This window comes from Sphingobium sp. BYY-5 (assembly GCF_022758885.1).
GTDB lineage: Bacteria > Pseudomonadota > Alphaproteobacteria > Sphingomonadales > Sphingomonadaceae > Sphingobium.
The window spans coordinates 2,923,579-2,949,548 of sequence record NZ_JALEBH010000001.1; the positions used below are offsets into that span (position 1 = coordinate 2,923,579).

Genomic DNA, 25,970 nt, shown 5'->3' on the forward strand with positions numbered 1-25,970 from the left:
TCCTGAACCGATGACGGTCACGGTCATCGGCGGGTCGCGCGGGGGCGATCCCCGCGCGACCGCGATCTTTTCGGGGTGGGAAAGAGGAAGGCCGGGACCGCTTGCACGATCCCGGCCCGGTTCTCACTCAGCGGCTTGGAGGTAGGCGTCCGCGTCCGGCTCGGCGTCGAGCCATGCGGGTCGCGTGGTGCGCAGCACGGTTGGGAGCCAGCCGGTTCCGGCCAGAAGCTGTTCGGCGGCTTGCGCCATCTCCGTCTTCTTCAAGCCCGCGATCCGTTCGGCGGCTTCATCGCTGACGGCCTCCCGCACGGCGGCGAGAATATGCGCCTTGGTCACACGCCCGAGATAGGTCTGCCCGGTCGGGGTCCAGTGCGACGTCATGTCCAGCGTCGTCGCCGTCGCCAGCTTCTCCGCTGTTGCACGGGCATTCGGCTTCTGCTCCCACGGCAACCTGACCGCATTGACGGTCATCGCGGCGCAATGAGCGAGCAAGGCCATGAGACTGGCATTGTCCAGACCGGCGACGAAGGCCCACAGGTCCGCCACGTCGCGGGGCATATCCGACGCCCATCCGGCGTGACGATCCGCCAGCGCCTTCGCGGCGGGCGTGTCCTCGATCCCGTCCGCGTGGGAGGCGAGATAGGCGCTGGTCAACCGGATTTCGAGGCAGGAAGCTTCCCCGCCACGATAGAAGGTCTGCGCCGCCATGGCGTGAACCACGGCGATCAACGCAATATCCGGCTGCTCGCCAAGAGCGAGGCGCAGACCAAGGGTGCGGTGGGCCGTCAGGTCGCGAATGAGAAGGTCCGATAGCGGCTTGCCCGCATCCCCGGCGTCCTCGTCCTCCGTGTGCGGTTCGGCTTCCTCGTCCTCGCCGCTTCCCTCATCCCCGATGATTTCCCCATCCTCGGTGACGGTCACGCCGTCCACGATGCCGGTTTCTTCCTCTGGTTCAGGGGCCTCGTCCTCGGCGCGAATGAAGCCGCGTTCGATCCGGGCGGTGCCGTCATGATTGAGGATGACAAACACGCCGCCCCGCGCGATCTCGTCAGCGTCATAGGCATGACGCTTGGCGTCGATCCGCTCGATCTCCGCTTCCAACTCCCCGAACTGCTGGTCCGCCTCGTCCGGCAATTCGTCATAGCCGTCATATTCGGCGGTCAGACGGTCGTACGCCTCCTGTGATGCGTCATAGGCGGCGGCATCTTCCTCCGACAGGTCCACCGGATGCGGATAGGTGCGGCGCATTCCGTGCGCATGGGGGAAATCGATGTGAACGGCAGTCCACTTCCACCCCTCTGCCGTCTGCACCTCGGCGGCAACGCCTTCCAACTTGTCGATGACAAGCCGGTCGAGCAGCGCGGCATCCTCGAAATAGCCGCCCCGATCCTCGGTGAAGAGGTCGCGGATGATGGTGCCGCCAGCCTCGGCGTAGCTGTCCGCTCCGACGAAGAGGGCGCGCCGGTCGGTCGCCGCGACATTCATCTTGGTTAGATCGCGCCGGATGGTGGACGGCTCACGGTTCCATGACAGGTTCTCATAAACCTGCTCCTGCCGATCATGGTCCTCGGTGATGGCAAAGGCCATCAACTGGTCCAGCGACAAGCCGCCGTCTCGATAGACCTGCATCAGCTTGGGGCTGACGGCGCCAAGGCGAAGCCGCTGCTTCACGACATGGGCCGAAACCCCGAACCGGGCGGCGATTTCCTCCGCGCCCCATCCCCTGCGCTCGGAAAGCTCCCGGAATCGTTCGAACTGATCGGCGGGCGACATGCTTTCACGGGTAACGTTCTCATCAAGGCTGATTTCCGCCGCGTCATTCTCGGTATCCAGCACGCAGCGTATGGCTTCCGTCTTCTTGATCTGCTTGCGCTTCACGCGCAGCAACTGCGCCAGCCTCCGGCCTTCGCCGATGGTCACGAAGTAGCTTCCGGTGGGCTCGCCTTCCGCGTTCGTCTCTGGCTCCACCACCAGATTTTGCAGTATCCCCTTGGCGGCGATGCTGGCCGCCAGCGCCTCGATGTGGGCTTCGCTGTGCGGGGTCTTGCGGGCGTTCTTGGGTGACTTCTTCAACTTGTTCAGCGGCACGAACAGCACCGCGCCGTTTTCAATGGCGGTGGCTTCGGGAACCGTGGTTGTCGTGTCGATGGTGTCAGTCATGATCTTGATCCTCATTGGCTTGGGTTGGAGCGCAGCGCTGCGCTGCAACCCTGGCCGTCGCCGAGACCGGGGGGTGCAAGGTGCAAGGGCGGCCGGGCCGGAGGGGGATCACCCGGCCTGCACGGAACGGCGGAACGACGTGGAGGAAGGCTGGGGATACCGGCCCGGACGAGCGTCAGCGATCCCTTGCGCCGCGCCAGGGGGCAGCGCCCCCAAGCAACCCGTCCGGCGTGAGCGCCAGCGGGAGCCGAGCAAAAAGCTGGATCAGGATGTGCAAAGCCGCTGAACCTGAAATGCGTGTATCCTGATCGCCATCTCCGGCGCTGACGAGATCACGGCTTGAGAAAGGCTGGGCTCAAAAGCGTAGTACTCGGGGAGTGCCAACCGATGACGGTTTCGAGTGCGAGTCTCCTCGGCCTCTGCGCCGTGGTGCAAGCCGGGCTGGCGGTGGCGGGCCTCGCCGCATCGAGTGTGCCGCCCACGCTTAGCGTTGTCGGAACGGCGGAGGGGCTGCCTCCTTTGGAGGCACTCGAGATCAGCATGATCCGTAGCTCTACGTCGGCCGAAGCAGCGGTTTCTCGGCTGGACGATTTCCTCAGAAGGATTTTGCGTGAGCCATAGGAGCGGTTCGCGCGGTGTACCCGCCCTGGTGTCGCCCGTTATTTAAGGGGACTTACAGTAGCTCAACCCCTATTTAAGCCAAGAGCCAATTGCTTAAATAAGACTGCTCGCGCATATTGAGGGCATGTCCGAATCAGCTTCCAACCTCCGGCTAGGCCGCTTTGTCGAGACCCCTTTAGCGGGTGAGATCGTGCGTGCGTTCGTGCCGCCCCCACTGCCGCCGGAACCGCCGATCGACGTGTTGGCCCTTCTGGAGCGGCTAAGTCTGGCGGAACGCGCCTTGGGGCGTCTGGACGGCATCACCATGCTGCTCCCGCGCCAGGAGCTATTCCTTTACATGTATGTGAGGAAGGAGGCGGTCCTTTCATCCCAGATCGAGGGCACGCAATCGACCCTTTCGGACCTTCTCCGCTTCGAGACCGAAGCGCAAGCCGGGCAGCCGATCGACGACATCCGCGAAGTCTCGAATTATGTCGAGGCGATGATGTATGGGCTGGAGCGGCTGGAAGACTTGCCGCTGTCGCTGCGTCTGATCCGCGAGATGCACCAACGGTTACTACAAAGCGGGCGTGGCGGCACGAAAAATCCCGGCGAGTTTCGGCGGTCTCAAAACTGGATCGGCGGCTCACGTCCAGGTAACGCGCTGTTCGTGCCGCCGCCGCCGACGGAGATGGATGATTGTCTCGATGCGCTTGAGCGCTTCATGCACGAGGACGGCTCGCGTCTACCCGCCCTCATCAAGGCCGGACTGCTGCACGTTCAATTTGAGACCATCCACCCGTTCCTTGATGGCAATGGCAGAATCGGTCGCTTGCTGGTGACGTTGTATCTCTGCGTCAACGGTGTGCTGCGCAAGCCGTTACTTTATTTGAGCCTTTACCTGAAAACCCATCGGTCCGACTATTATCGTCTGCTTCAAGAGGTGCGCGAACGCGGGGCATGGGAAGCCTGGCTCGATTTCTTCCTAACCGGCGTTGCAGATACGGCCAATCAAGCCTTCGAGGCTGCTACCCGGATCGTCGATCTGTTCAAGGAAGACCGCGACCGGATTACGACAGAGAGCGACCGGGCAGGCTCGGCGCTGCGTATCCACGATCTGTTTCAGCAAAACCCGTTCCTGACCGCCAACCGGCTTGTTCAGAAAACAGGTCTCTCAGCCCCCACGGTCAATGCTGCGCTCGCCGATCTAGAGCGATTTGGCATCGTCGCGGAAATCACCGGGCGCAAACGGGGGCGCGTGTTCAGTTACCGGCGATATCTCGCCATCTTGAGCGAGGGAACCGACCCGCTCCCCACGACTGCCTGAAAGGGGGAGCCTGTGCCGATAAAAACTATATCCGCCGCACAATTCGCGACCGCCTTCGATCTTAGGCCAAATCTTGTGGCGTGGTTCCTTGGCGCAGGCGCATCGGCCGCATCTGGCATCCCAACCGGCTATGCCATGATCCGCGATTTCAAGGCGCAAATCTTTTGCCGCGAGACAAACCTGTCAAAGCGAGAGATCGATACGGCTGATCCAGTGTGGATCGACAGGATCGATGCCTTTTTCCGGCAAAACTCGCTGTTGCCGCCTGACGGTGATCCTACGGAATATGCCAAGGCCTTCGAAGCGGTGTATCCAGAGGCCCGGCATCGCCGACAATATATCGACGATGCGATCTCCAAGGGTACTCCCTGCTTTGGACATAAGGTGCTTGGCAGTCTTATGGCCGCTGGCAAGGTCCACAGCGTTTTCACGACGAATTTCGATCCGCTCATCGAGGAGTCGGCACATTCGGCAAATGCAATCCTGCCGGTAGATGACCAGAACCGCCCAACTGTGGCGGCGATCGATTCCGCCGACCGTGCCATGCGGTGCCTCAGTGAATCGGACTGGCCGTTGGTCGCTAAGCTCCATGGCGATTATCAGTCGATCGCGATTAAGAACACGGGATCGGAGTTGGAGGAACAGGACGTCCGGATGCGGCATGTGCTGGTGGAATCCGGCAAACGTTTCGGAATGATCTTCGTCGGCTATAGCGGACGCGACGCTTCCATTATGGAGGCGCTGAACACGGTTCTCGATGCGCCGTCGCCATTTCCCAACGGACTGTATTGGCTCACCTCGTCAGCTTCGCGCTTACTGCCCGCAGTAGGCGAATTCCTAGGTCGGGCCGAAGCGGCCGGCGTGGACGTGGCCGTCGTCGAGTGCGCGACTTTCGACGAACTGGCTGCCGATGTCATCAAGATAACCGATCTACCTAAGCCGCTTTTTGATCGGGTAATGGAAGGGCGTCCGACACCACGCCTGGTTCCGGTGCAACTGCCGACGACTGAAGCCCGCAGCTTTCCAGTCCTGCGCTATTCCTCGTTGCTAATCGAAAGTATGCCGCGCGCCGCCCGGCGCATGAAACTCGCGCAAAATGCGACTTCTCCCATAGTTCGCGAGATGCTGAAGGAGAAAGGGGTCAGAGCGACAGTCGCTGCGAACGGGCGGGAATTAGCTGTTTTCGGCAGAGATCAAGAGATCCTCAATGCGCTTGCAACACTTGGAGCGACGCTCGACTGCGAAATCAAACTCGATCCAGCCGCCGACAGTTGGGCCATGGGCCTCATCTATGATGCACTGGTTAGAAGCTTGGCGCGCCGCCTACCGCTTATTCCGCGCTACAAGCGCAGCGGCCATTCCGTAGTTATAGCCCCACCCCGCGATGGAGAGAATCGTGAACAGGCACGTCGGAACGCGCAGGTGCTGTCGAACCTTCGTAACGCCTACAAAAGCGATCTGACAGGCACTGTTCCTGGCCTCGGCTTCCCATTTCAGGAGGGATTGTTCCTGAAGTTGGACCTTATCAACGGGCGCTGGTGGCTCGGCTTTGAGCCCTACACGTTCGTGCACATTCCGCGTGCCGACGCGACCGAGGCTGGGAGTTCGGAGCATACGGAAAACTCCGGCTCCGACCCCATGGGCGCGCGACCTGAGCGCGGTGGTGATCCAGCGGGCGATTGGCGCAGGGAACGCTGGGCGCAGCGCTATAACAGAAACTGGGCAAGCATCATCGCCGCGTGGGCCCAACTTCTCACCGACACTGGCGGCAAGACGAAACGAGCTTTCGGGCTGCAAGACGGGGCGGGAATGGACGCCGTGTTCGAAGTTTCACCAGTCACGGGCTGGAGCCGCCCAGGTCATCACCACGCTTATTTCGACAGGACCACGTAATGAGCAGTTCGGTCCCTTCGACAAAGCTTCCGCCGTTCACGTTGCTCACCGAGCCGGGCCTTTCTTTCTCCCCCTCGGATACAACGCATGTCGACGTCCATCCGCTTCGGGGTCTCGCGAACTTTGGACCTTATTCGAAGGGGTCGTTCGGTGGTTACACCTCACGAATAAGGGTCGCGACAGTAGGGCCGGAGAGCGCCTTCAAACGACGCGGCGAACTGATGCTATTATTGCGGAACGCGCATCGACCGTCCGACAGGTCAGAATATGTTCCACAATATCCCGGCTTCGAGCGTCTTTTCCGCGTAGCTCTCGAAGCAGCACCGCGCGAGGCCCATATCAAATGGCCCGAGCACATTCGCGAGTTGCCCGGAGAGGGCGACCCGCAAGCTCGCCTTTATCACGCGATGGAAGCAGCCCTCCAACGGCTTGACCTGGTGCGCAACGACTTCGATGTTGTGCTTGTTCACTTCCCAGATAGCTGGAGTCCAGCCACACGCAGTAAGTTCTTCGACGCCCACGACGTGCTCAAGGCGCTTGGTGCTCGATACAATATCCCGACCCAGGTGCTGAACGACCGTGTTTTCACTTTCACGCACAAGGCGTCGCTCGCTTGGAGACTGGCAACCGCTCTTTATGTGAAAGCCGCCGGTACGCCGTGGAAGCTGGCACCGCTGAAGGGCGTACCGACCGACACAGCATATATAGGGCTCGCTTATGCTCTGCGGGGCGATCAGCGGGACGCACATTATGTGACGTGCTGCTCGCAGGTGTTCGACATGGATGGTGGCGGTATGCAGTTTGTGGCCTTCGAGGCCAAGGACCCCGTTGCCGACCTTGCCGAGGCGCGTAGGAATCCGTTTCTGAGCCGTGACGACATGCGCGCGGTTCTTGCCCGTAGCCTGTCACTCTACCAAGGCCGCAATGGTGGCAACCTCCCTAAGCGAATGGTCATTCACAAGACTACGGCGTTCAAAGAGAGCGAGATTGATGGGGCGTTCGATGCGCTAGCCGGGGTCGCGGAGATCGAGTGTGTCGAGGTCAGTTCGGCGTCCTGCTGGCGCGGCGTCTGGCTGATCGAGTCCGGCCAAAAAAAGCCGCCCACAAAGCCATCAGGCTATCCCGTGCCTCGGGGAACGATGGTGGTACGCTCCGGCAACTCCGCGCTGGTATGGGTTGCGGGCAATGCGCCCGAAGTATCGACCAAAGGTGATTATTATCAGGGCAAAAAGAGTATACCGCGCCCTCTGCAATTAATCCGTCATGCCGGCAGCGGTCCGCTCGAATTGATCGCCCACGAAGCGCTTGCATTGACCAAGATGGATTGGAACAACGACGCGCTTTATGACCCTGTTCCGGTTAGCATTCGTTACTCGCAGAAATTGGCCCGCACGATAGCGAACGTGCCCGACTTACCTAAAAATGCTTATCCTTATCGGCTATTCATGTGAGCATCCTGCGCCCACATCTTTAAGGGCTTGCACGGTCGGATCGGCGTCCGCTTCCTCAACTTTTTCATCGCGTATCCTTCGCGCCCGCCACCTAGCTTTATTGGATGGGGATCAGCAGGACGCAAACATCGTCGTTGGGCGACATGATCGTCGTGCGGCTCTTCGCGCGGGTCACACTGACGCGCAAATTCTGGCGGGCCTGTGTCATCGCACCTGAGATCACGTTGCCGCCGACGATACGATCAGGGTTGCCCACGATCTCTCCCTTCACACGCTTGGGCCAGCCTTCGAAGATGATCACTTCATCGAACTGCTTCCCCTTGGCCTTGTGCATGTTCATCACGACGACGCCGGACTCAGGCTTGTGCGCCATCGCGAAATGCTCCTGGACGAATGCCTGCCGCGTAATGGCGAGGGCGTTCTTATAACCGCCGGTGTCGCGCCAATCCTGTGAAAGGCTCTGACGGAGCTGCGTACCGCGTTCTAGCAGGCGGACATTGCGGGCTTCCTGCGCCACCTCGGCGAGCCGCGTGCAGGCGCCGGCCTCAAGGACTTCTCGAACCGCAGTCCAGTCGGCATCAGGCTGTCCGGTTAAAGCGATGACCATCGCGGCTTGGTGGACCGCAAACGTGGCCTGGAGGACACTGTTACCCGGCGGTGCCTTGCCCTTGGCGAGGCATCCATTCCACTTTTCCAGCGCCGACCTAAAGCGCGCGGCGTCGGCCAGATGCCCCTTCGTAGGTGCCGCCCCGCCGCGTCCGTCGAAGAAGCTGCAGAGCACGTCGATAAATTCATCGAAGCAGCCGCCGTGACTGCGCTTTTGCAGAAGGAACGCGATCACCTCGGCAGCAAGGATCGGGCCTTCCATATCCACCGCCGCCGTATGCGTGATCGGCGGCACGTTGCCGAACGGCGCGCGCAGATTGTCCGACACCAGTCGCGTCATGCGCTTCGTCGGAACTAGGATGGCGAGCGACCAGTCACGGCGACCGAGCGCGATTACCCGTTGCCGCGCTTGCAGAACCTGCGTGACGAGCGACGCATAGGCTTGATTGGGGTTCGACGCGAACCCTTCATATTCAACGCCCTGATAGGGCTCGTCGCGAAACTTGCCGGAGAGAAGGTGATTGCCAAAGATCGCGATATCGGTGCCCTTGCTCCGGTGATTGTCCCCGGCTAGGTCGTGCTCGGACGGCTTGAACGTCTCCTTGAAGTGGTTCAGCCGCTCGGGATCGGCACCGATAAAATCGAAGATCCGTTGTTCAGGATCGGCCAGCGCGATCAGCGTGCTGCTCTTCCCGATCGCCTCGACCGCGCGCCATTGCTCGGCGCTTGTGTCCTGGAACTCGTCCAGGATGATAAACGGGTACATGGTCGATACGAGTTCGCGAACCTTGGCAGAGCCATGCAGCAGGATGGCCACCCGCTCCGCGAACAGGTCGAAACAGACCTTGCCCTCGTTAGTCGCCAACCGCATGCGCTCGGCCACTTCCAGAGCGGCCTTCTGCGCTTTCTCCTCGTCCGACAACTTGGACGGTGGCTTGAAGCCGCTGCGGACTGCCGACAGCGCAATCGCCTCGTTCGGCGGCGTCAGGATCGTCATGCGCCGCGGAAACCCGACCAGATAGCCGTGCGCCTTGAGGATGCGCCAGAAGAAAGAGTGATAGGTATCCACCTCGATTCGCTTCTTTTCCTCCTTCGTGACCGACTGCTCTTCATCAATCGCCTCGAACACGCGCGAGACGGTCGCGCGCGCGAAGCTGAGAAAAAGGATGCGTTGCCCCGGCCTCAGTTTTTCGCGCGCGATCTTCGCCGCCTTCAAGATCGACACAGTGGTCTTGCCCGAACCAGGACCACCCACGACGAGCTGATGTCCCTCGGCGTTCAGAACATTCTTTTGCGCCGGCGTCAGATCGACCATCGCACCCTCTAAGCGCCCGGCGCGAGAGTTGGCGGCGCAGGCGGCACCGGCGGCGCGGCTGGCGGATCACAGATCGCCTTCAGCGTTATGCAGGCATCGCGGATCCAGGACGGGATTTCGGCCTCGGAGCATTGGCCGAGGAAATCGGCGATGCCCCAATTGCCCTTTGCCCAGCCGAAATACTCTTTCAGCGCCGCGATCACACTGGCCTTCGGATCGGGATATTTCACGAGGATATGCGGCGGCCAGTCGAGTGCGTCGGAAAACCGCTCAAGTGCATCCTCGGTCGTATTCTTGAGAATGAGATCCTCAATCCCCTTTTCCTCGTGCATGAACAGCCGCTCGACCTGCGCTTCGATCGTTGCCTTCGCCGGATCGGTCTGCTTGTCACAAAGCCCGAACGTCCGCTTGCCAAGACCCTTATACAGACCGGCGAGATCGGCGATCTGGGACTCCGTGCCCGCATCGATGATGCAAATGCCGAGCGCCTCAAGCGAGGCATAGGTGGCGGGGTTTAGCTCCGACAACCGGCGCGCGGCCACCGGAAAGGCGCTGGCCTCGGTCGCGCCCTCAGCGATGAGCACGCGGCGGGACAGGAGGCCTTCGCAAAAGCGCGTGCGAAACTCCTGCCGATAGCGCTTGTGCTTTACGCTGTCGGGCAACGCAATCTGCGCTTGGCTGAGCACACCGCCATTGGCCCGCGACAGGATCACGGTCTCGTTGAGCTTGAATTCCTCGAGGACGTAGGGCGAATGCGATGTGACGATCGACTGCGCGGCCAGCTTGCGCAGCTCATGCACGATCCGCTTCTGCGCATAGGGCGGGATCGCGGTTTCGACCTCTTCCATGGCGAAGATGACGTTCTGCTTATCCTCGGCGATCTGCGATAGCATTGCTAGGACCAACATATTGATCGTGCCTGTGCCCTGGCGATAGAAGGGCGCGGCGTGATCGCCATCGCCGGTGGCGATGAAGGCGGTGACGACCTTGCGCAGATGCTCACGCGTGAGGTTCGACACCTTTAGGTGCGGCTTCACACCCCATTCGCGCGGAACATATTTTTTCAGCGACTTGTCGATGCTGTCGAGTACGCCGGAAATGCCGATCGCGGGGTCGCTTGCCACGTCGAAGGCGGCGAGCGTGCCGATCGTGCCTTCCCACATCTGCGGCCGAATTTCCTTCAGCCGCAGGATGATGTCGAGAAGGCTGCCATGCTCAAGGCTCAGCGCGCGAGAGCCGGTGCGCAGGGAGCGCAGGAACAGGAAGCCGCAATGTTGTTTGTCCTTCTTGGAGAACGGCTCGGGCTTGTCCGCCTCCGTCAGGCTGCGCGAATAGAAGGTGTTGCCGACGAAATCGTCCTCATCGGAATCGTAGGCGCCGATGAAGGTCACGCGCAGCGCCGCCTTGATGTTTGCGACATCGACACCCGCCGGGTTGGCCTCGGTGAAGAAATCGCCGGTTTCGACATTGAGCCACTCGATATTGCCGCCGAACCTGGCCTCCTGCTCTTCTGACAGGCCGATGATTATGACTTCGACGGTGATCTTCGGGGCCTCGGCGAGGTTTGCCTCTTCAGCCTCATCGGGTACGGCTCCCTCCTGGGCGGCAGCGGCCACGGGAAGATACTTGCCCTCGAAAAAATCATGCTCATCGACCGGAGGGCGGCGGCTCAGTCTATCCGGCCCGAGTGCAAGATCTATCGCTTCCAGAACAGAGGATTTGCCCGTGTTGTTGTCGCCGATGAGGACAGCATGGTCGGGCAGCACGAGCTTCGCAGATCGGATGCCCCGGAAATTCTCGATCGATACGGCGTAAATCTTCAAAGCAGCCCCCCTGACGCCAAGCATTTTTATTGTTTTGCCTGCTTCACGATTACCGCGAAATCAACGGCACGTCACTCGCCGTGTCAGCGGCGGCCGTTTCCCCGAGCGATCATTCCAGTTGCTAATGGAGCGTGGCGAGAGTGAGAGTGCGGACACGCTTCGCCGTGACCGGCGAAGGAGCGAAGAACAGGCCTTCGATAGGCGGCGAAAACCTGCCGCCAAATGCACGATGTTGCCGTCGTTTGATACGCAAACGCCGCCGAAAGCCGCCGACCGCTGCATAGCGTCGAATATCTGCATATTTGTCAAAGGCTTATCACTATCTCATAGTTCTCATCTTCATCTGGCGCCGCCCGCCAGCCCCGCCGATTCTACGCCATGGCGCGATATTCTTCGCTATGCCTACGCAAACGCCGCCGATAACCGCACGGATTTCCAACGAGGGTTCCGATTCGATCCTCTGCCTGCTGATACACACCGCAGCAAGGCGACTCGGTAGCCTGCCATTGCCTACAGAATTTCCCGTTTCAGGAGTTGCTCGAGCCAGTCTGCAAAGACCTGGAGCCTCCGAGATAGATGCTGACGGTGCGGATAGAGCAGCGTCATGGGCATTGGTTCCGCCTGATGACGAAGCATCACCTCGACAAGTTCGCCCGCCTTGAGATGGCTCTTCACGTCATAAGCAGGGATCTGGATCAGCCCGAGGCCCGCGAGGCAGCAGGCGATATATGCCTCGGCGCTGTTCACGGTGACGCGGCTGCGCATGGGGCGCGTGCGCATCTCGCCATCCTCGATCCACTCCCAATCTTCCACGCGCCCGGTCGATGGGGAGGCGTAATTGACGGCGAGATGCGCCGCGAGATCGCCGGGCGCGACGGGTACGCCGTAGTGGGCGAGATAGCTGGGGCTGGCGACATTGATAAGCGGTAGGTCGCCGATCTTGCGGGCTATAAGGCCGGAATCGCTCAGCGGTCCGACCCGCAACACGCAATCGACGCTCTCCTCGACGAGGTTGATCGCCCGGTCGGTGACGCGCAGCTCAATGTCGAGCTGAGGATTCCGGGCAAGGAATTCCGGCAGAGCCGGCGCGATGATGAGACGTCCGATCCGGCCAGGCACGTCGATCCTGAGGCTTCCGCTCGGCCCGACCGAAGTCTGCCGGAACAGGCCCTCGGTCTCCTCGACATCGGCGATCAGCCGCAGGCAGCGCTCGTAGAAGGCCGCGCCATCCTGGGTCGGGGAGACCTTTCGGGTGGTGCGGTGAAGCAGGCGGGCGCCGACTCGCGCTTCAAGTTCGATCACCGCAGCCGACACCGATGAGCGCGGCATGCCAAGCGTGTCGGCAGCGCGGGTGAAGCTCGCGCATTCGACGACGCGGGTGAAGGTGCGGAAGAGATCGATGCGGTCCAAGGGCGCCTGTACTACTTTATTGGTCGGCATTTCTGACAGGTGATGTCAGAATAAGCGGCTTTATGACAGAACTGTAGACGATATGGTGCGGTGCAGGAAGCGGCCGTTCGGGTGGCCGCCGGCAACCGAAGGAGGCCACGCCAATGACCGATCACAGCATCAAGGGAAAAACCGTTCTCATCGCCGGCGGCGCGAAGAACCTCGGCGGACTGATCGCCCGCGATCTCGCTAGCGAAGGAGCCAAGGCAATCGCCGTGCACTACAATACCAGCGCTACCAAGCCGGCCGCCGACGAGACCGTGGCCGCGATCAAGGCGGCTGGCGCGGACGCCTTCGCTTTCCAGGGCGATCTCACCACGGCGGGCGCGGTGGAGAAACTGTTCACTGAGGCGAAGGCAGCGATGGGCGGGATCGACATCGCTATCAACACCGTCGGCAAGGTGTTGAAGAAGCCGATGGTCGAGATCTCGGAAGCCGAATACGACGAGATGACCGCCGTCAATTCAAAGACCGCCTTCTTCTTCATCAAGGAAGCCGGCAAGCACCTCAACGACAACGGCAAGCTGGTGACGCTCGTCACCTCGCTGCTCGGCGCGTTCACGCCATTCTACGCCGCCTATGCCGGCACCAAGGCGCCGGTCGAGCATTTCACGCGGGCAGCTTCCAAGGAGTTCGGCGAGCGCGGCATCTCGGTGACGGCGATCGGCCCCGGCCCGATGGACACGCCGTTCTTCTATCCGGCCGAGGGCGAAGACGCGGTCGCCTATCACAAGACCGCTGCGGCGCTGTCGAACTTCTCCAAGACCGGCCTCACCGACATCGAGGATATCGTCCCCTACATCCGCTTCATGGTCTCCGACGGCTGGTGGATGACCGGCCAGACCATTCTCGTCAACGGCGGCTACACCACCAAGTAAGGTCGGCCGCGGCGGCCCGTTCTCACGGGCGGCGCCGCCGGCTTCGCCGGAACAGGGGCGCGTTCATGCACATGTTGCTTGTCATCATCGGAGGAGTTGTCCTGCTGGGCGTGTTCGCCCTGTTCGGGAAGCTCTGGGGCGGCGATGTCGCCGGGATCGCAACAGCGGCGAAGGCTTTTGTTCCCACCTGGCTTGCCGTAGCGCTCGTCAACATGTGGGTCGGCGTGACCAGGGCGGGTTATACAGTCGCCCAGGAACTGCCGATCCTGCTCGTCGTCTTCGCCGTGCCGGCAGCACTCGCCGCCATCTTAGCCTGGCAACTGGCAAGAGGCTGATCGATGGCTGCCGAGACCGTCTCGCACGCCGCCGAAGCCGCCTCCCATGGCGGCTTCAATCTCATTCCGGTCGTCGTGCTGCTCGGCGCGGCGGTCATCGCCGCGCCACTGTTCAAGCGGCTCGGCCTCGGTTCGGTGCTCGGCTATCTGGCAGCCGGCCTGGCCATCGGCCCGTTCGGCATCGGTCTGTTCTCCGATCCGCAAGCCATCCTGCACGTTGCCGAGCTCGGCGTCGTCATGTTCCTGTTCATCATCGGTCTGGAGATGCAGCCTTCGCGGCTCTGGTCGATGCGTGGAGAAATCTTCGGTCTTGGTCTGGTTCAGGTCGGCATTTGCATCGGCCTGCTCACCTGTGTCGGCCTGGCGCTCGGCTACCCGGTGGCACAGAGCTTCGTCGCCGGCACGGGGTTCGTGCTGACCTCCACCGCGATCGTCATGCAGATGCTTGAGGAGCGCCGGGCGATGGGCCTGCCGAGAGGCCGCCGCATCGTTGCGATCCTGCTGTTCGAGGACCTGGCCATCGTGCCGCTGTTGGCGCTCGTCGCCTTCCTCGCGCCCGGCGGCGAGAACGCCACGCTCGCCGGCCGGCTGACCGCCGTCGCCATCGGTCTTGCCTCTATCCTCGGCTTGATCCTCGCCGGCCGCTACCTACTCGACCCGTTGTTCCGAATTCTCGGTAAGGCGAAGACGCGCGAGGTGATGACGGCGGCGGCGCTCTTTGTCGTGCTCGGCGCCGCGCTCGCCATGCAGCTTGGCGGCTTGTCTATGGCGATGGGTGCCTTCCTCGCCGGCGTTCTCCTGTCGGAATCCTCGTTCCGTCACCAGCTCGAAGCCGATGTAGAGCCGTTTCGCGGCATCCTGCTCGGCCTGTTCTTTCTCGGCGTCGGCATGTCGCTTGACCTTACGGTCATCGCCGCCAACTGGCGGCTGATCCTACTCGCCGTCATCGCCTATATGGTGCTGAAGACCATCGGCATTTATGTGGTCGCCCGCCTGTTCCGGGTGGGCAACCGCGAGGCGATCGAGCGCGCCGTGCTGATGGCGCAGGGCGGCGAGTTCGCCTTCGTGCTCTACGCCGCGGCGGCCTCAGTCGGCATCATCGACGGTGAAGCCAACGCCACCCTGACGGCGACCATCATCGTCTCGATGGCGCTCACCCCGCTCATGATCATCCTGCACGACCGGTTGATGCCGAAGCCCGCGCCATCGATGGAGGGGGTCGAGGCGGCAGAGAATCTGTCGGCCAGCGTGCTGCTGATCGGATTCGGGCGCTTCGGCCAGATTGTCAGTCAGCCTCTACTGGCCAATGGCTGTTCGATCTCCATCATCGAGACAGACACAGACGCCATCCGGGATGCGCAGGATTTCGGGTTCAAGGTCTATTATGGTGATGGCGCGCGTCTCGATATCCTGCACGCCGCCGGCGCGCACAACGCCCGCCTCATCGTCATCGCTGTCAATGACCGCGAGGCGAGCCTGAAGGTCGCCGAGCTGGTCAAGACGGAGTTCCCGCTGGTTCCGGTGTTGGCGCGCTCCTTCGACCGCGAGCATGCCATCGAACTGATCCATGCAGGCGTCGACTATCAGATCCGTGAGACCTTCGAATCGGCGCTGGCTCTCGGCCAGAAGGCGCTTGAACTGATGGATGTGGATGAGGACGAACGTGGGCGCGTGATGGAGGACGTTCGTCGACGCGATAGCGAGCGCTTCGCCCTCGAGACCGCCGATGGCATCTATGCCGGTCGGGACCTGATCCATGGCAACACACCGTGCAGGGATGTTCCCGCTGGCCCAGGCGCGGCTTGATGATCGCGCGGCGCAACAGGATGCCTTGCGAAGGCGAGGATCGGATCTCGACCGTCACTGGCTTCTGGCTGGAGGCGGGCGGGCAAGACCGCTGGTTCGACAAGGACGCGGGTTTCGATCGCGATTTCCGTGAACGGTTCCTCGATCTCCATATGGAGGTAGCGGCAAGACGGTGCGACGACTGGATCGCGAGTCCCGATGGGGCACTCGCTCTGCTGATCCTCACCGACCAGTTTCCGCGCAACGCCTTTCGCGGGACAGCGCATATGTACGCCACCGACCCGCTCGCCCGTCACTATGCCCGGCTCGCGTTGGACGTGCGGCACATGGCGCGCGTCAAGCCGAAGCTCCGGCTGTTCTTCTGTCTGCCTTTTGCCCATTCCGAGGAAATGGCCGATCAAGAGCTATCCGTGCTGCTCAACGCCGAACTGGGCCAGCCTTGGCTGGCGCATGCCGAGGGGCATCGCGACATCATCCGCCGCTTCGGACGGTTTCCGCACCGCAATTCAATGCTGGGCCGGACCACGACGGCGGAGGAGAGCGCCTATCTCAAGGGAGGCGGCTTTCAAGGGTAAGACCCTCGACATCATCACGTATCGCCGGACGGAGCCTGAATGGATGCTCCAAAATCACTAGCAAGGAGCAATCTGCACATGTCAGCATCGGATCTGAAAATCGAAACACGCACCGGCGTGAAGCGCAAGCCGCGTCGTATCCTGTCGATCGTCTCCAACACGGCTGAGCTCAAGGGCTTTCCGGTCGGCTTCTTCGCCGAGGAGATGACACGGGCCTTCCTGATGTTCACCGAGGCTGGACATCATGTGGACCTCGCCTCGCCGAAAGGCGGCGAGGTGATGTTCGACACCCATAGCGATCCACGCGCGCCCGGCGGCGCCTATGCCGACGATCTCATCAGCCTGGGTTTCGTCCAGCACCCGAAGTTCGGGGCGATGCTGAAGAACACCCTGCCGATCAGCGGCATCTCGGTGGACGACTATGACGCAGTCTGGGTCGCCGGTGGCGGCGGTCCTCTCCTGACGTTCAAGGACGATACCGCGCTGCACGCCCTGATCGCTGCCTTCTACGAGAAGGGCAAGATCGTCACGCTGATCTGCCACGGCTCCTCGCTGCTGCTCTGGACCCGCTTGTTCGACGGCAAGCTGTTGGCCGACGGCAAGAAATGGACGGGCTTCACCGACGAGGAGGAAGAGGAAGTCAACACCGCCTTCGGCATGACGCTGAACGAATACACCATCCAGAGCGAAGCGGCAGGCATCGACAATACGAGCTTCCTCTGCCGTGCCGCCAACGAGCCGTTTGCCATCCGCGACGGCCGCCTGATCACCGGCCAACAACAGTACAGCAGCGGGATAACAGCCGAACTCGTTCTGGAGGCTCTCGACGAAGATTGATGGTCCCATGAACGGCAGAATGATGTCTGATCACCCGATCCAACCGTCTATCGTCCGATATTGCCGCCTTTCGACACACAATCGCCGCTGCGGCACCAGTGCCGCCCATAGCTACTCGCCAGGGTGGATTTGGTGGCCGCAGCGCTTATCCGGGAATCGGGCGCTGTGGCGCACATAGAGTAAGCTGATCGCTCCGAAGATCCGGGCAACCTGCCGGAAAGCCGTAAGTCATCCAGAGGCTGTTCCTGTCCTCGCTACGCACGAATTGGGACCCAATGCGCACGCCGCGGTCGGACTCCAAAGGGCGATCTGAGGGCACTGTCATCATTGACCATCGGCAGTACGAAGGCTGCGCAAAAGCGGTCACACACCCACGGTATGCGCTTCTACGGCTACTTCAGGCGCTTCAGCATCTCCTGGGCTACCGCTACGGCAGAGGCCGGGTTCTGTCCGGTGATCAGTTCCCGATCCGTGACGAGATGGGCCGCAAAAGGCGCTTCAGCCTCACTGAACTTCGCGCCGGCCTGCTCCAGCGCCGTCTGCGGATAGAACTTCATCTGGCCGCCGTTCAGCAATGCCTTGGCCAATTCCTCTTCCCTGTTGCTGAGAACGGTGAGCCTGTAGCCGGCATAAATCCACTTGCCATCGGGTTGGGCGGTTCCGGATATCTCAAGTTGCTTCGTGAAGCCCGGCGCATTCGGCAACGTCGAGAGGAGCGCGATGGGACCATGGCAGGTCAGTGCGGTCGTCTTGCCTGTCTCATGAAAATGCGTCAGCAGCCGGCCGAGCTCGGGGCTGACCAGAAGGTCCTGCATCGGCGCGTGGCCGCCGGGAACATAGATTGCATCGAAATGATCATAGCCGATCTGCTCGATACGAGCGAGGCTAACAACCGGCGACTTCTCGCGCGACAGGAGGCCCAGTTTGGCAAGCTGCGCTTCACTTGTCTTCATCGCCGTTTCGTCACCGCCAAAGTACATCTTGTCGATCGACGTCTTGTCGACGGTCGGCGCGGTGCCCTTCGGGGTGGCGAAGGTGATGTCATGGCCGGCGTCGAGCAAGGCTTGGACCGGCTGCATCAGTTCATTGAGGTAGAAGCCGGTCTCGAACACCTTGCCGTCCCTCAGATCGAGACGGTCGGAATCGGACAGGACCACGAGGACATTTTCGGCATGGGCACCGGTGGCGCTGAAGCCGAGGGCAAGGGTGATCGCGAGGCTGCGTAAGAATCTCATCGATTTGTCTCCGGATGTCGGAAAATCTTGGCGTGGCTGGTGAAGGGTGGGGCCGGTCAGCCCGCGACCTTGGTCAGGCGATGCAGGGCGAAGTCGGCGAAGTAATCGCCCACGCCACTGGCCTGGAAGCGCTGCATGGCGGCGCCGTCCATATGGGCGCGCCACTCATCTTCGCTTGCCCAGGTCTCGACGAAGATGCGGACGCGGCCATCATCGAGCGATTGGTGCAGCTCATAGCGCAGGCAGCCATCCTCGAGCAGCGTCTCGGCGACCAGCTTTTCCTGCACGGCGCCGAGCGCCGCTTCCTTGCCCGGTTTGGCGGTGGTGATGGCAACGATAGTCAAAGGAGATTGGGACATTGAACGATCGCTTTCAGGCAATGGTGTTGACGAGGCCGCCCTCGGCGCGCAGCGCGGCGCCGTTGGTTGCGGAGGAACGCGGGCTGGCGAGATAGGCGACGAGGTTTGCAACCTCTTCCGCCTCCACCATGCGCTGCAGGATCGAAGACGAGCGCGCCGTGGCGAAGAATTCAGCCTCGATTTCTTTGATCGGAGCGGATGGGTCGCTGGCTTGGCTGCGCAGGAAGGTCTCGATGCCGTCCGAACGGGTCGGCCCCGGCATCACCGCGTTCACCGTGACATTGGTACCGCGAGTTAGTTGCGCGAGGCCCCGCGATACCGAGAGCTGCGCTGTCTTGGTGGTGGCGTAGTGGATCATGTCGGCCGGAATGGCGAGGCCGGATTCGCTTGAGATGAAGATGATCCGGCCCCAGTTCCGTTCCAGCATACCAGGCAGATACGTACGCGAGAGGCGCACGCCGCTCATCACGTTCACATCGAACAGATGGCTCCAGTCCGCGTCGGTGATCTCGCCGAACTGTTTGCTCTCGTAGATGCCGAGATTGTTGACGAGGATATCGACCGCCGGGGCGGCCCTGGCGATCAGCGCGGCGCCCTCCGCCGTTGCGGCGTCGACCAGTAGACCACTTATGGCCTTGCCGCCGGACGCCTTGATATTGCCGATCGCCGCATCGAGCCTGGCCTGGTCGCGGCCGGTGATGATGACGTTTGCGTCTTCGAGCGCGAGCGCGCGGGCGATTTCGAGCCCGATGCCCGCGGTGGCGCCGGTTATAAGAGTGGTCTTGCCGTTTAGTTGCAGGTCCATAGAACGTCTCCAGATTGTGTCTGAACGCAATCTATGATTTGAGACCCGGGAGAACTATTGCCGCAGTTAGACATGCACCTGTGAATGAGGATCACCAATGTCGCGTATTCTGATGGAGCGATCAGGCGAGATGGAGGTGTTCGTACGGGTCGTGCAGGAAGGTGGTTTCTCAGCCGCTGCACGCAGCCTCGACATCACGCCGTCGGCAGTCAGCAAACTGATCGCGCGCCTTGAGGCGCGGCTCGGCACCCGCCTTCTGTTGCGCACGACCCGTGCGCTGACCCTGACGGAGGAAGGCGAGGCCTATCATCATGCCGCGCTCAAGATCTTGCAGGATCTGAACGATGCCGATCGGGAAGCATCTGGCGGCTCGGTGCGGGGACGGCTGCGGGTCAATGCCACCATCCCGTTCGGCACGATGTTCGTCGCGCCGGCCATGCCCGCCTTCATCGCCCGCAATCCCGACCTGGTCGTCGATCTGAGCTTCACGGATGGAATCGTCGATCTGGTTGCGGAGAAGACCGATGTCGCCATTCGCATGGGCAATCTGCCGGATAGCGGCCTGATCGCCCGCAAGCTCGGACAGAGCCGACGCGTCGTCTGCGCCGCCCCTTCCTATCTCGCGCGTGGTGGCAGGCCGGAAACGCCCTCCGATCTCGAACGCCACGACTGCCTGACATTCAACTTCCGTCGCACCCGGCCATCCTGGCCTTTCCGGTTCGAGGATCGGGATGTCGCGCAGGCGGTCACCGGTAGCCTTGTCGTGAACAATGGCGAGACCATGAAGCAGATGGTGCTCGCCGGCGCCGGCATTGCGCGGCTGGGCGTGTTTCACGTAGCCGCGGAAATTGCCGAGGGAAGCCTCGTCCCTCTGCTCGAAGAGTGCAATCCGGGCGATTTGGAGCTGGTCCATGCCGTTTATCTCGGCGGCGGACCGCTACCCCACCGCGTGCGCGCCTTCATTGAGCACATGATCGAGACGCTGGATGAAAAACCACTCCTGAAGATGGCATCGTAATAAGCGGTAAGTTCGTGCTGGGATGCCCAGTGACATGACGACCAGCCACAGTCTCGCAGTGGGTACGTGTTCAGCGGGCTGCATTGTGGAGGGCTAGAGGGATATGCGGGCGCCTAGTAAAAACCCGAGATGGCCGTCGTTAGGCACGCAAACGCCGCCGAAACCCGCCGATAGCCGCATAACACGGAGTATCCACATAATCATCAGAGGGTTATGACGATTTCGTAGTGCTCATTTTCATCGGGCGCTGCCCGCCATCACCTTTTCTTGATTGATCCTGCATCGTCTCAAAAGGCGCAGGAATGCGTTATTTCTTGCGTGTCTGCAATCTCCCTGTATCTCATATGTTCTCGTGAAAGCTTGAACGATTCGGGGGCACTGTGGGGGCATCAATTTGCAGGAATGGGGGCACCGGATGCTGACCGACCTGCAATGCCGCAAGGCCAAAGCAGGGGAGAAGGACTACAAGCTCTCCGATGCTCACGGTCTCTACCTGTTCGTTACCAGGACCGGCTTTCGTTCCTGGCGCTGGAAGTACCGCTTTGCCGGCAAGGAAAAGCGGCTGGTGCTGGGCAGCTATCCCGACATGAACCTGAGCGCCGCCCGCGAAGCGCGGGAGAATGGCGCGCGCCTACTCAGGAGCGGGATCGATCCTGCCCTGCAGGCCAAGCAGCTGGCTGCGATACGGCTGGAGGAAGCGGAAGCGACCTTCGAGGCGGTTGCCCGCGATTGGCACGGTCAGCAGTTGGGCGGCTGGGTGCCTCGCCATGCGGCCGATGTGATCAAAAGCCTGGAGCAGGATGTGTTCCCGAAGATCGGCGCCCTGCCGATCAAGGGCATTACCTCGCCCATGGTGCTGGAGGTGATTCGGGCAATCGAGGACCGGCCTTCCATCGAAACGGCAAGAAGGGTGCGGCAGAGGATCTCGGCCGTTTATGCCTATGCCATTGCATCCGGCCTTGCCGATGCCGATCCGGCAGCCCCGATCAGGGCTGCGCTGAAGCCGCTGATCAAGGGACGGCAGCCCGCACTCGCCACGCTGGAGGAAGCCCGCGCGCTGCTGCGGCAGGTGGAGGCCGCACCCGCCCATCCCATGACCAAGCTCGCGTCCCGCATGCTGGCGCTCACTGCTTTGCGACAGGGCGTCCTGCGAACGACAATGTGGTCGGAGCTGGAAGGGCTGGACCCGGACGAACCGGTCTGGCGGATTCCTGCCACGCGGATGAAGCTGAAGCTCGACCGCAAGATCGACCCACGTTTCGATTTCATGCTGCCGCTCTCCCGTCAGGCCACGGAGGTGCTGGACGCTGCGCGGGCCTTTGCACCCCACAGCCGCCTTGTCTTTCCCAGCCAGCGCCATGCACACAAGCCGATCAGCGAAAATGCGGTCGGCTATCTCTACAATCGACTGGTATCCCATGGGCGTCATGTGCCGCATGGCTGGCGCTCGACCTTCTCCACCATCATGAACGAACGGGCACAGGCGCAGGGGCTGGCAGGGGACCGGGCGATCATCGACCTGATGCTGGCGCACATTCCCGAGGGTGTGGAAGCGAGCTACAACCGGGCTGCCTATATGCCGCGACGGCGCGAGATCGTGCAGGAGTGGGCGGACCTGTTGATGAAGGATATGCCGCCGGCCATGGCGCTGCTGGAAGGTCCACGCCGCTAAGGGGCAGTTGGGCTGAAGGAGGCGCCGCATGAGCGCGCGCTCCCTTTTCGAGATCGCCACGGGTATCGAGCACAAGGCGCGGCGGACCTTTCAGCCCGTTCGCCGCAACAGCTATCATGCCGGGGCGCGCGAGGGCCGCTTCTGGCGGCCGGTGAACCCAAAGGACAAATGGGCACATATCCGGGCGGCCGAGGCCTATGATCGCCAGCGCAAACAGGCAGGCAAGCGCAATGGGCCACTTGGTCATATCGCGCTGGAACTGCTGCGCGAGCTTTACCGCATCGTCGACTACAAGACCGGCAGGCTCGAGCCCTCGATCGATTATCTGATGCGGCAGCTGCGCCGATCCCGGGCCGCGATCGTCCAGGCCATGGCCCGATTGAGGGAGCATGGCTTCCTGGAATGGATCCGCAGGACCGAGCCGACCGGCAATGAGGGCTTTGGACCACAGGTGCGCCAGATCACCAATGCCTATCGCTTCTGCCTCCCGGCAGCGGCGCGGCGGATCGTGGACCGGATTGTCGGCAAGGGGCCTGTCCCGGCGGATGATCTCCATCGCCGCGAGACCGCGGCGCGGGAAATGGAGGCCATGCTGGCATCGCTGCCGGCCGACCGGCGTATGCACGCGATGATCGACGACGAGACGCTTGCCGCAACCCTTGGCCGCATCGGGCTTTTGCTGGAAAGTAACGCGAGTTCACCGAGCAGCCAGAATCCTGGCATGGATATATAGAAGGAACGGCTTCGCCGTGCGCAGGTGAGTGGATCCGGTCTCATAAGCGATGGTCCCCGCATAGCTCCCCTCCGGTTGAGAGGCAGGACGCACCGCCCATGGCGGTGCGATTGCTCCCCAGCGGGCGCAAGCGGCTTTGGTGTGCCCCAAAGGCAGCCATTTCCCCTGCCGAGAGCGCGACATGCCTGGGGCGCGCAGCGACCCCCTCCAGGTGCATCAAAATGCATCAGTGCATGGGAACGGGAAATTGCCCTGAAGCGCCCAGCCTGCGCGGCCCCAAAGCCTCTTCGATCGGTGCATCAAAACCGACACGAAAAGCGCGCGGGCGAGGCGGGGGGAAAAGCGCGCTTCGAGGGGTGGCGGGTCCGCGGGCATCGGTCCGATGATCGATTGCTGCGGGTGGAGCCCATGCGCGCGCTGGTGACCGATCTTGAGGTGCGCGACGCAGCACCCGAGGCAGACCAAGCCTGGCTCGACCGGCTGGCTTTGCATGCCGTAGCGCACTGGACGCCGACCGCCTGCGTTTCCGGTGCCTGTGCCCTCTGCGAGAGTTAAAGCGTCCTCCACATCAACTCTGAGGTATCGGACCGTGCTTTCGATCTTCGTGTGCCCAAGTAAAATCTGGACCGCGCGGAGATTCCCGGTCGCCTTGTAGATGCTCGATGCCTTGGTCCGCCGTAGAGAGTGGGTACCATAATCCTCGCTGAGCAAGCCAATTCCCGTGACCCACTCATCGACAAGGCGGGCATATTGCCTTGTGCTTATGTGGGTTGCGTGATCGGTGCGGCTGGGGAATGCAAAATCTTCCAAGAATCCACATCGCAGCTCGAGCCATTTCAGCAGACTGGCGCGAGCATCATCCATCAGTTCAAACTGAACCGGCCTTCCAGTCTTTTGCTGAACGACTGTAGCACGCGTTCGAATTTTCCGATCGCAAACGATATCGCAGCGCATCGCGCTCCTCTTCAGCTTCGCTGCAACGTGGCGGCTCGTCGTCGCGATGCCGATATGGCCAAGACGATCGTGGCTTACCGCTTATTGTCGGCGCGGGATTCGGCGGCAAGCCTGCGCTCCACCGCAGAAGCAATGTCTCGTTGGACCCCCAGGAAGTCGCCGGCTGATCGATCATAGCTTTGCGACCAGATGATGAAACCGTTGTCGGCCTGCACCAAACGTGCGGTGACATGCACCTCGGTCCCTGATCTGCGTACACTTCCATCCAGCACATATCCGACATCAAGAGCCCGGGCGACGGCTACCGGCGTTGCGCGCGTGCCCTTGAACGAGAACGTCGACCGCGGCGGCGCCACCTGAAGGCCAGGCTGTCGACTGAGCAGATCGACGAGTTCCTCGGTCATGCCATCGACAAACTGCTCATGGTCCATCGCATCGGTGAGATCGAGAAAAGGCAGGACGGCAATGGATGCCGTCGGACGGGCCGAGGCATGTGCCAACGGGTCGGGAGCGGGCGACCTGTAAGCCCGCCACAAGAACGCTGTGGACAAGCCAGCAAGGACGAGGAATGCAACGGCGGCAAAGGCGACCCGAGCACGCCTGCGATCGGACCGGATCGAGGCGTGCGGACGGTCCACCGCCGCAAGAAGTCGATAGCCCTGGCGCGGGGCAGTGGCGATGTAGGTTGGCGCCTTAGGGTCGTCGCCGAACTGGCGGCGGAGTTGCGTAACGGCTTGATAGACTGAATCCGGCGCCACCGTGACATCCGCCCAGACGGTATCCAGAAGCTGGTCAATACTCACAATCTCCCCCGGCCGTTCGGCCAGGCAAAGCAGGAGCCGCATCGTCCGGGGATCGATCCGTGCCTCCTCCCGCCCGCGCTGGAGCAGGTTCCTGGCAGGATCCACCTGCCATTCGCCGATACGAAATTGTCCATTGATGGTCTGAATCATTACGCGACTATCGTGCATGGTCCGGAAAAGTGAAGTCCCCCCTCTTCCCGTGAAAAGTCTTCAGCGCAACTTCAGACATGTTCAGATCGATTCAGGCTCCGTTTCAGGACTTCGACGCGCCGGCTCCCCAAGGCTGGTAACTCGGTTCGAGCAGGAGGCTCTTCGAGCATGCCCAACGCCACGTCGAGCCGAACCGACTGCGGGGGAGTTCAACAGCGGTGACCATTTCGATCCGAACGACACCGGCGCTGCCGCTACTGCCACGTCGATCGATCTTCATCTTCGCTCGTTTGCTTGCAGCGCGGACGAGGCGGTCTTGTCTTTGGATTGAGGATCGCCGGCTTCACCGCACGTCCGCCAGGCCCCGCTTCACTGCCGGCCCTGTCTTCACCGCGTTGCCGGCGCAAAAACAGGCCCCATCATCGACAAAGGATTTCCATGCATCGCATCCATTCCATGCCATTGGCCGTCCGGCGAGTTTTTCCGCTGGCTACAGCTTTGCTTATCTGCCTTATCGTGGCCGTAGGCTTTGGCCCAACTCTCGACGCCAGACTACTGCGTCCTCTCACGCCCCGGCCATGGCTCCTTTATGTGCACGTGGCGTTGATGACGGCATGGGTGCTTCTGTTTCTCGCGCAGACAGGGTTGACCTACACGCGTCGTATCTCGGCGCACCGCCGCCTCGGGCTCATGGGCGTTGTCTTGGGGGTGCTGATCCCCGTGGTCGGTATTGCGACGGCGATCGTCATGACGCGATTGCAAGCCGCCGAGGGTGGCGGGGACGGAGCGTCGTTTCTGGTCGTGTCATTTTTTGACCTGCTTGCCTTCGCAGTGACGTTTGGCTTGGCGATCAGGTGGCGCACCCGCCCAGCATATCACGGTCGCCTCATGATCATGGCGTCGTGTTGCTTAGTCGTCCCCGGTCTTGCGCGATTGCCCGAATGGCTTGTGCCATCCAACAGCTGGTATGTCGCTGTCGATACGATGATCGTCGCTGCCGCGATATGGGACCGCGTCGTCATCGGCCGCGTGCATCCGGTCTATTATTATGGATTGCCGGCACTTGCCATCGGCCAGGCGGCGACGATGTGGGTCTACCTAAGCAACGCGCCGATATGGATCGGGTTTGCGCAAGCCCTGCTGAGGTAAGGAATCCGCCGCGACGCCTCGTGGCAATCGGCACGCC

At 61.8% G+C, this 25,970-nt stretch carries 20 protein-coding genes and 1 pseudogene; 12 read left to right on the top strand and 9 right to left on the bottom strand.

The window, feature by feature from the left end; translation table 11 throughout:
- Positions 1-123: 123 nt before the first annotated feature.
- Positions 124-2,160, bottom strand: a complete 2,037-nt coding sequence (locus tag MOK15_RS14085) for a ParB/RepB/Spo0J family partition protein (RefSeq protein ID WP_242932187.1) — start codon at positions 2,158-2,160, stop codon at positions 124-126.
- 745 nt (positions 2,161-2,905) lie between these two features.
- On the opposite strand from MOK15_RS14085, the gene MOK15_RS14090 reads away from it, so the two are divergent.
- From MOK15_RS14090 to MOK15_RS14100, 3 genes are read left to right on the top strand one after another with little or no spacing between them, the layout of a single operon-like run.
- On the top strand, positions 2,906-4,087 hold the full coding sequence (locus tag MOK15_RS14090) for a Fic family protein (protein ID WP_242932188.1): 1,182 nt from the start codon (positions 2,906-2,908) through the stop codon (positions 4,085-4,087).
- A 12-nt stretch (positions 4,088-4,099) separates the two neighbouring features.
- Positions 4,100-5,980, top strand: a complete 1,881-nt coding sequence (locus MOK15_RS14095) for an SIR2 family protein (protein ID WP_242932189.1) — start codon at positions 4,100-4,102, stop codon at positions 5,978-5,980.
- A complete protein-coding gene (locus tag MOK15_RS14100; RefSeq protein ID WP_242932190.1) occupies positions 5,980-7,431 on the top strand; it encodes a hypothetical protein in 1,452 nt (483 codons plus the stop codon). The genes MOK15_RS14095 and MOK15_RS14100 overlap by 1 nt, the downstream gene beginning before the upstream one ends.
- Before the next feature lie 97 nt (positions 7,432-7,528).
- Here MOK15_RS14100 and MOK15_RS14105 read toward each other — a convergent pair whose 3' ends face one another.
- The 3 genes from MOK15_RS14105 to MOK15_RS14115 form a co-directional block, all read right to left on the bottom strand.
- Positions 7,529-9,352 carry a UvrD-helicase domain-containing protein gene (locus MOK15_RS14105; RefSeq protein ID WP_242932191.1) on the bottom strand — a complete coding sequence of 608 codons (1,824 nt, stop codon included), beginning with the start codon at positions 9,350-9,352 and terminating at the stop codon, positions 7,529-7,531.
- 8 nt (positions 9,353-9,360) lie between these two features.
- The gene (locus tag MOK15_RS14110; protein ID WP_278254153.1) at positions 9,361-11,199 is read right to left on the bottom strand and encodes an AAA family ATPase; all 1,839 of its coding nucleotides are present in this window, start codon (positions 11,197-11,199) and stop codon (positions 9,361-9,363) included.
- Between the two features lie 486 nt (positions 11,200-11,685).
- The gene (locus tag MOK15_RS14115; RefSeq protein ID WP_242932193.1) at positions 11,686-12,615 is read right to left on the bottom strand and encodes a LysR family transcriptional regulator; all 930 of its coding nucleotides are present in this window, start codon (positions 12,613-12,615) and stop codon (positions 11,686-11,688) included.
- Positions 12,616-12,728: 113 nt separating this feature from the next.
- On the opposite strand from MOK15_RS14115, the gene MOK15_RS14120 reads away from it, so the two are divergent.
- The 5 genes from MOK15_RS14120 (at position 12,729) to MOK15_RS14140 (ending at position 17,055) form a co-directional block, all read left to right on the top strand.
- Entirely contained in the window at positions 12,729-13,502 is a 774-nt protein-coding gene (locus MOK15_RS14120; protein WP_242932194.1) for an SDR family oxidoreductase, read from the top strand.
- 65 nt (positions 13,503-13,567) lie between these two features.
- On the top strand, positions 13,568-13,837 hold the full coding sequence (locus MOK15_RS14125; protein WP_242932195.1) for a hypothetical protein: 270 nt from the start codon (positions 13,568-13,570) through the stop codon (positions 13,835-13,837).
- Between the two features lie 3 nt (positions 13,838-13,840).
- A complete protein-coding gene (locus MOK15_RS14130) occupies positions 13,841-15,643 on the top strand; it encodes a monovalent cation:proton antiporter-2 (CPA2) family protein (protein ID WP_242932196.1) in 1,803 nt (600 codons plus the stop codon).
- Positions 15,643-16,218, top strand: coding sequence for a DUF924 family protein (locus MOK15_RS14135; RefSeq protein ID WP_242932197.1), 576 nt, complete (start codon positions 15,643-15,645; stop codon positions 16,216-16,218). The genes MOK15_RS14130 and MOK15_RS14135 overlap by 1 nt, the downstream gene beginning before the upstream one ends.
- 78 nt (positions 16,219-16,296) lie before the next feature.
- Positions 16,297-17,055 carry a type 1 glutamine amidotransferase domain-containing protein gene (locus MOK15_RS14140; protein ID WP_242932198.1) on the top strand — a complete coding sequence of 253 codons (759 nt, stop codon included), beginning with the start codon at positions 16,297-16,299 and terminating at the stop codon, positions 17,053-17,055.
- Between the two features lie 392 nt (positions 17,056-17,447).
- Here MOK15_RS14140 and MOK15_RS14145 read toward each other — a convergent pair whose 3' ends face one another.
- Genes MOK15_RS14145 through MOK15_RS14155 form a run of 3 tightly spaced genes read right to left on the bottom strand, consistent with a single transcriptional unit; the run spans position 17,448 to position 19,454 of the window.
- The gene (locus MOK15_RS14145; RefSeq protein WP_242932199.1) at positions 17,448-18,290 is read right to left on the bottom strand and encodes a type 1 glutamine amidotransferase domain-containing protein; all 843 of its coding nucleotides are present in this window, start codon (positions 18,288-18,290) and stop codon (positions 17,448-17,450) included.
- 56 nt (positions 18,291-18,346) lie between these two features.
- Entirely contained in the window at positions 18,347-18,634 is a 288-nt protein-coding gene (locus MOK15_RS14150; RefSeq protein WP_242932200.1) for a putative quinol monooxygenase, read from the bottom strand.
- Between the two features lie 28 nt (positions 18,635-18,662).
- The gene (locus MOK15_RS14155) at positions 18,663-19,454 is read right to left on the bottom strand and encodes an SDR family oxidoreductase (protein WP_242932201.1); all 792 of its coding nucleotides are present in this window, start codon (positions 19,452-19,454) and stop codon (positions 18,663-18,665) included.
- A 97-nt stretch (positions 19,455-19,551) separates the two neighbouring features.
- Here MOK15_RS14155 and MOK15_RS14160 point away from each other — a divergent pair, with 97 nt between their 5' ends.
- From MOK15_RS14160 to MOK15_RS14170, 3 genes are all read left to right on the top strand, one after another.
- On the top strand, positions 19,552-20,472 hold the full coding sequence (locus MOK15_RS14160; protein ID WP_242932202.1) for a LysR family transcriptional regulator: 921 nt from the start codon (positions 19,552-19,554) through the stop codon (positions 20,470-20,472).
- A gap of 415 nt (positions 20,473-20,887) precedes the next feature.
- Positions 20,888-22,144: an integrase arm-type DNA-binding domain-containing protein gene (locus MOK15_RS14165; RefSeq protein ID WP_242932203.1), complete on the top strand. Its 1,257-nt coding sequence runs from the start codon at positions 20,888-20,890 to the stop codon at positions 22,142-22,144.
- A gap of 28 nt (positions 22,145-22,172) precedes the next feature.
- Positions 22,173-22,877 carry a replication protein A gene (locus MOK15_RS14170; RefSeq protein ID WP_242932204.1) on the top strand — a complete coding sequence of 235 codons (705 nt, stop codon included), beginning with the start codon at positions 22,173-22,175 and terminating at the stop codon, positions 22,875-22,877.
- A 540-nt stretch (positions 22,878-23,417) separates the two neighbouring features.
- Here the strand turns inward: MOK15_RS14170 and MOK15_RS14175 are convergent.
- Positions 23,418-23,822, bottom strand: a pseudogene (locus MOK15_RS14175) (tyrosine-type recombinase/integrase); the annotation flags it as partial.
- Between the two features lie 83 nt (positions 23,823-23,905).
- Positions 23,906-24,784, bottom strand: coding sequence for a winged helix-turn-helix domain-containing protein (locus MOK15_RS14180; protein ID WP_242932205.1), 879 nt, complete (start codon positions 24,782-24,784; stop codon positions 23,906-23,908).
- A 438-nt stretch (positions 24,785-25,222) separates the two neighbouring features.
- Here MOK15_RS14180 and MOK15_RS14185 point away from each other — a divergent pair, with 438 nt between their 5' ends.
- Positions 25,223-25,933, top strand: a complete 711-nt coding sequence (locus MOK15_RS14185; RefSeq protein ID WP_242932206.1) for a hypothetical protein — start codon at positions 25,223-25,225, stop codon at positions 25,931-25,933.
- Positions 25,934-25,970: the final 37 nt, after the last annotated feature.

What these genes read in the sequence shown, in the direction of transcription:
- MOK15_RS14180 (WP_242932205.1), bottom strand. Translation starts at nt 24,784, where the DNA reads ATGATTCAGACCATCAATGGACAATTTCGTATCGGCGAATGGCAGGTG.
- MOK15_RS14155 (WP_242932201.1), bottom strand. Translation starts at nt 19,454, where the DNA reads ATGGACCTGCAACTAAACGGCAAGACCACTCTTATAACCGGCGCCACC.
- MOK15_RS14115 (WP_242932193.1), bottom strand. Translation starts at nt 12,615, where the DNA reads ATGCCGACCAATAAAGTAGTACAGGCGCCCTTGGACCGCATCGATCTC.
- MOK15_RS14160 (WP_242932202.1), top strand. Translation starts at nt 19,552, where the DNA reads ATGTCGCGTATTCTGATGGAGCGATCAGGCGAGATGGAGGTGTTCGTA.
- MOK15_RS14165 (WP_242932203.1), top strand. Translation starts at nt 20,888, where the DNA reads ATGCTGACCGACCTGCAATGCCGCAAGGCCAAAGCAGGGGAGAAGGAC.
- MOK15_RS14120 (WP_242932194.1), top strand. Translation starts at nt 12,729, where the DNA reads ATGACCGATCACAGCATCAAGGGAAAAACCGTTCTCATCGCCGGCGGC.
- MOK15_RS14110 (WP_278254153.1), bottom strand. Translation starts at nt 11,199, where the DNA reads ATGCTTGGCGTCAGGGGGGCTGCTTTGAAGATTTACGCCGTATCGATC.
- MOK15_RS14145 (WP_242932199.1), bottom strand. Translation starts at nt 18,290, where the DNA reads ATGAGATTCTTACGCAGCCTCGCGATCACCCTTGCCCTCGGCTTCAGC.
- MOK15_RS14085 (WP_242932187.1), bottom strand. Translation starts at nt 2,160, where the DNA reads ATGACTGACACCATCGACACGACAACCACGGTTCCCGAAGCCACCGCC.
- MOK15_RS14170 (WP_242932204.1), top strand. Translation starts at nt 22,173, where the DNA reads ATGAGCGCGCGCTCCCTTTTCGAGATCGCCACGGGTATCGAGCACAAG.
- MOK15_RS14185 (WP_242932206.1), top strand. Translation starts at nt 25,223, where the DNA reads ATGCATCGCATCCATTCCATGCCATTGGCCGTCCGGCGAGTTTTTCCG.
- MOK15_RS14140 (WP_242932198.1), top strand. Translation starts at nt 16,297, where the DNA reads ATGTCAGCATCGGATCTGAAAATCGAAACACGCACCGGCGTGAAGCGC.
- MOK15_RS14125 (WP_242932195.1), top strand. Translation starts at nt 13,568, where the DNA reads ATGCACATGTTGCTTGTCATCATCGGAGGAGTTGTCCTGCTGGGCGTG.
- MOK15_RS14135 (WP_242932197.1), top strand. Translation starts at nt 15,643, where the DNA reads ATGATCGCGCGGCGCAACAGGATGCCTTGCGAAGGCGAGGATCGGATC.
- MOK15_RS14090 (WP_242932188.1), top strand. Translation starts at nt 2,906, where the DNA reads ATGTCCGAATCAGCTTCCAACCTCCGGCTAGGCCGCTTTGTCGAGACC.
- MOK15_RS14100 (WP_242932190.1), top strand. Translation starts at nt 5,980, where the DNA reads ATGAGCAGTTCGGTCCCTTCGACAAAGCTTCCGCCGTTCACGTTGCTC.
- MOK15_RS14130 (WP_242932196.1), top strand. Translation starts at nt 13,841, where the DNA reads ATGGCTGCCGAGACCGTCTCGCACGCCGCCGAAGCCGCCTCCCATGGC.
- MOK15_RS14105 (WP_242932191.1), bottom strand. Translation starts at nt 9,352, where the DNA reads ATGGTCGATCTGACGCCGGCGCAAAAGAATGTTCTGAACGCCGAGGGA.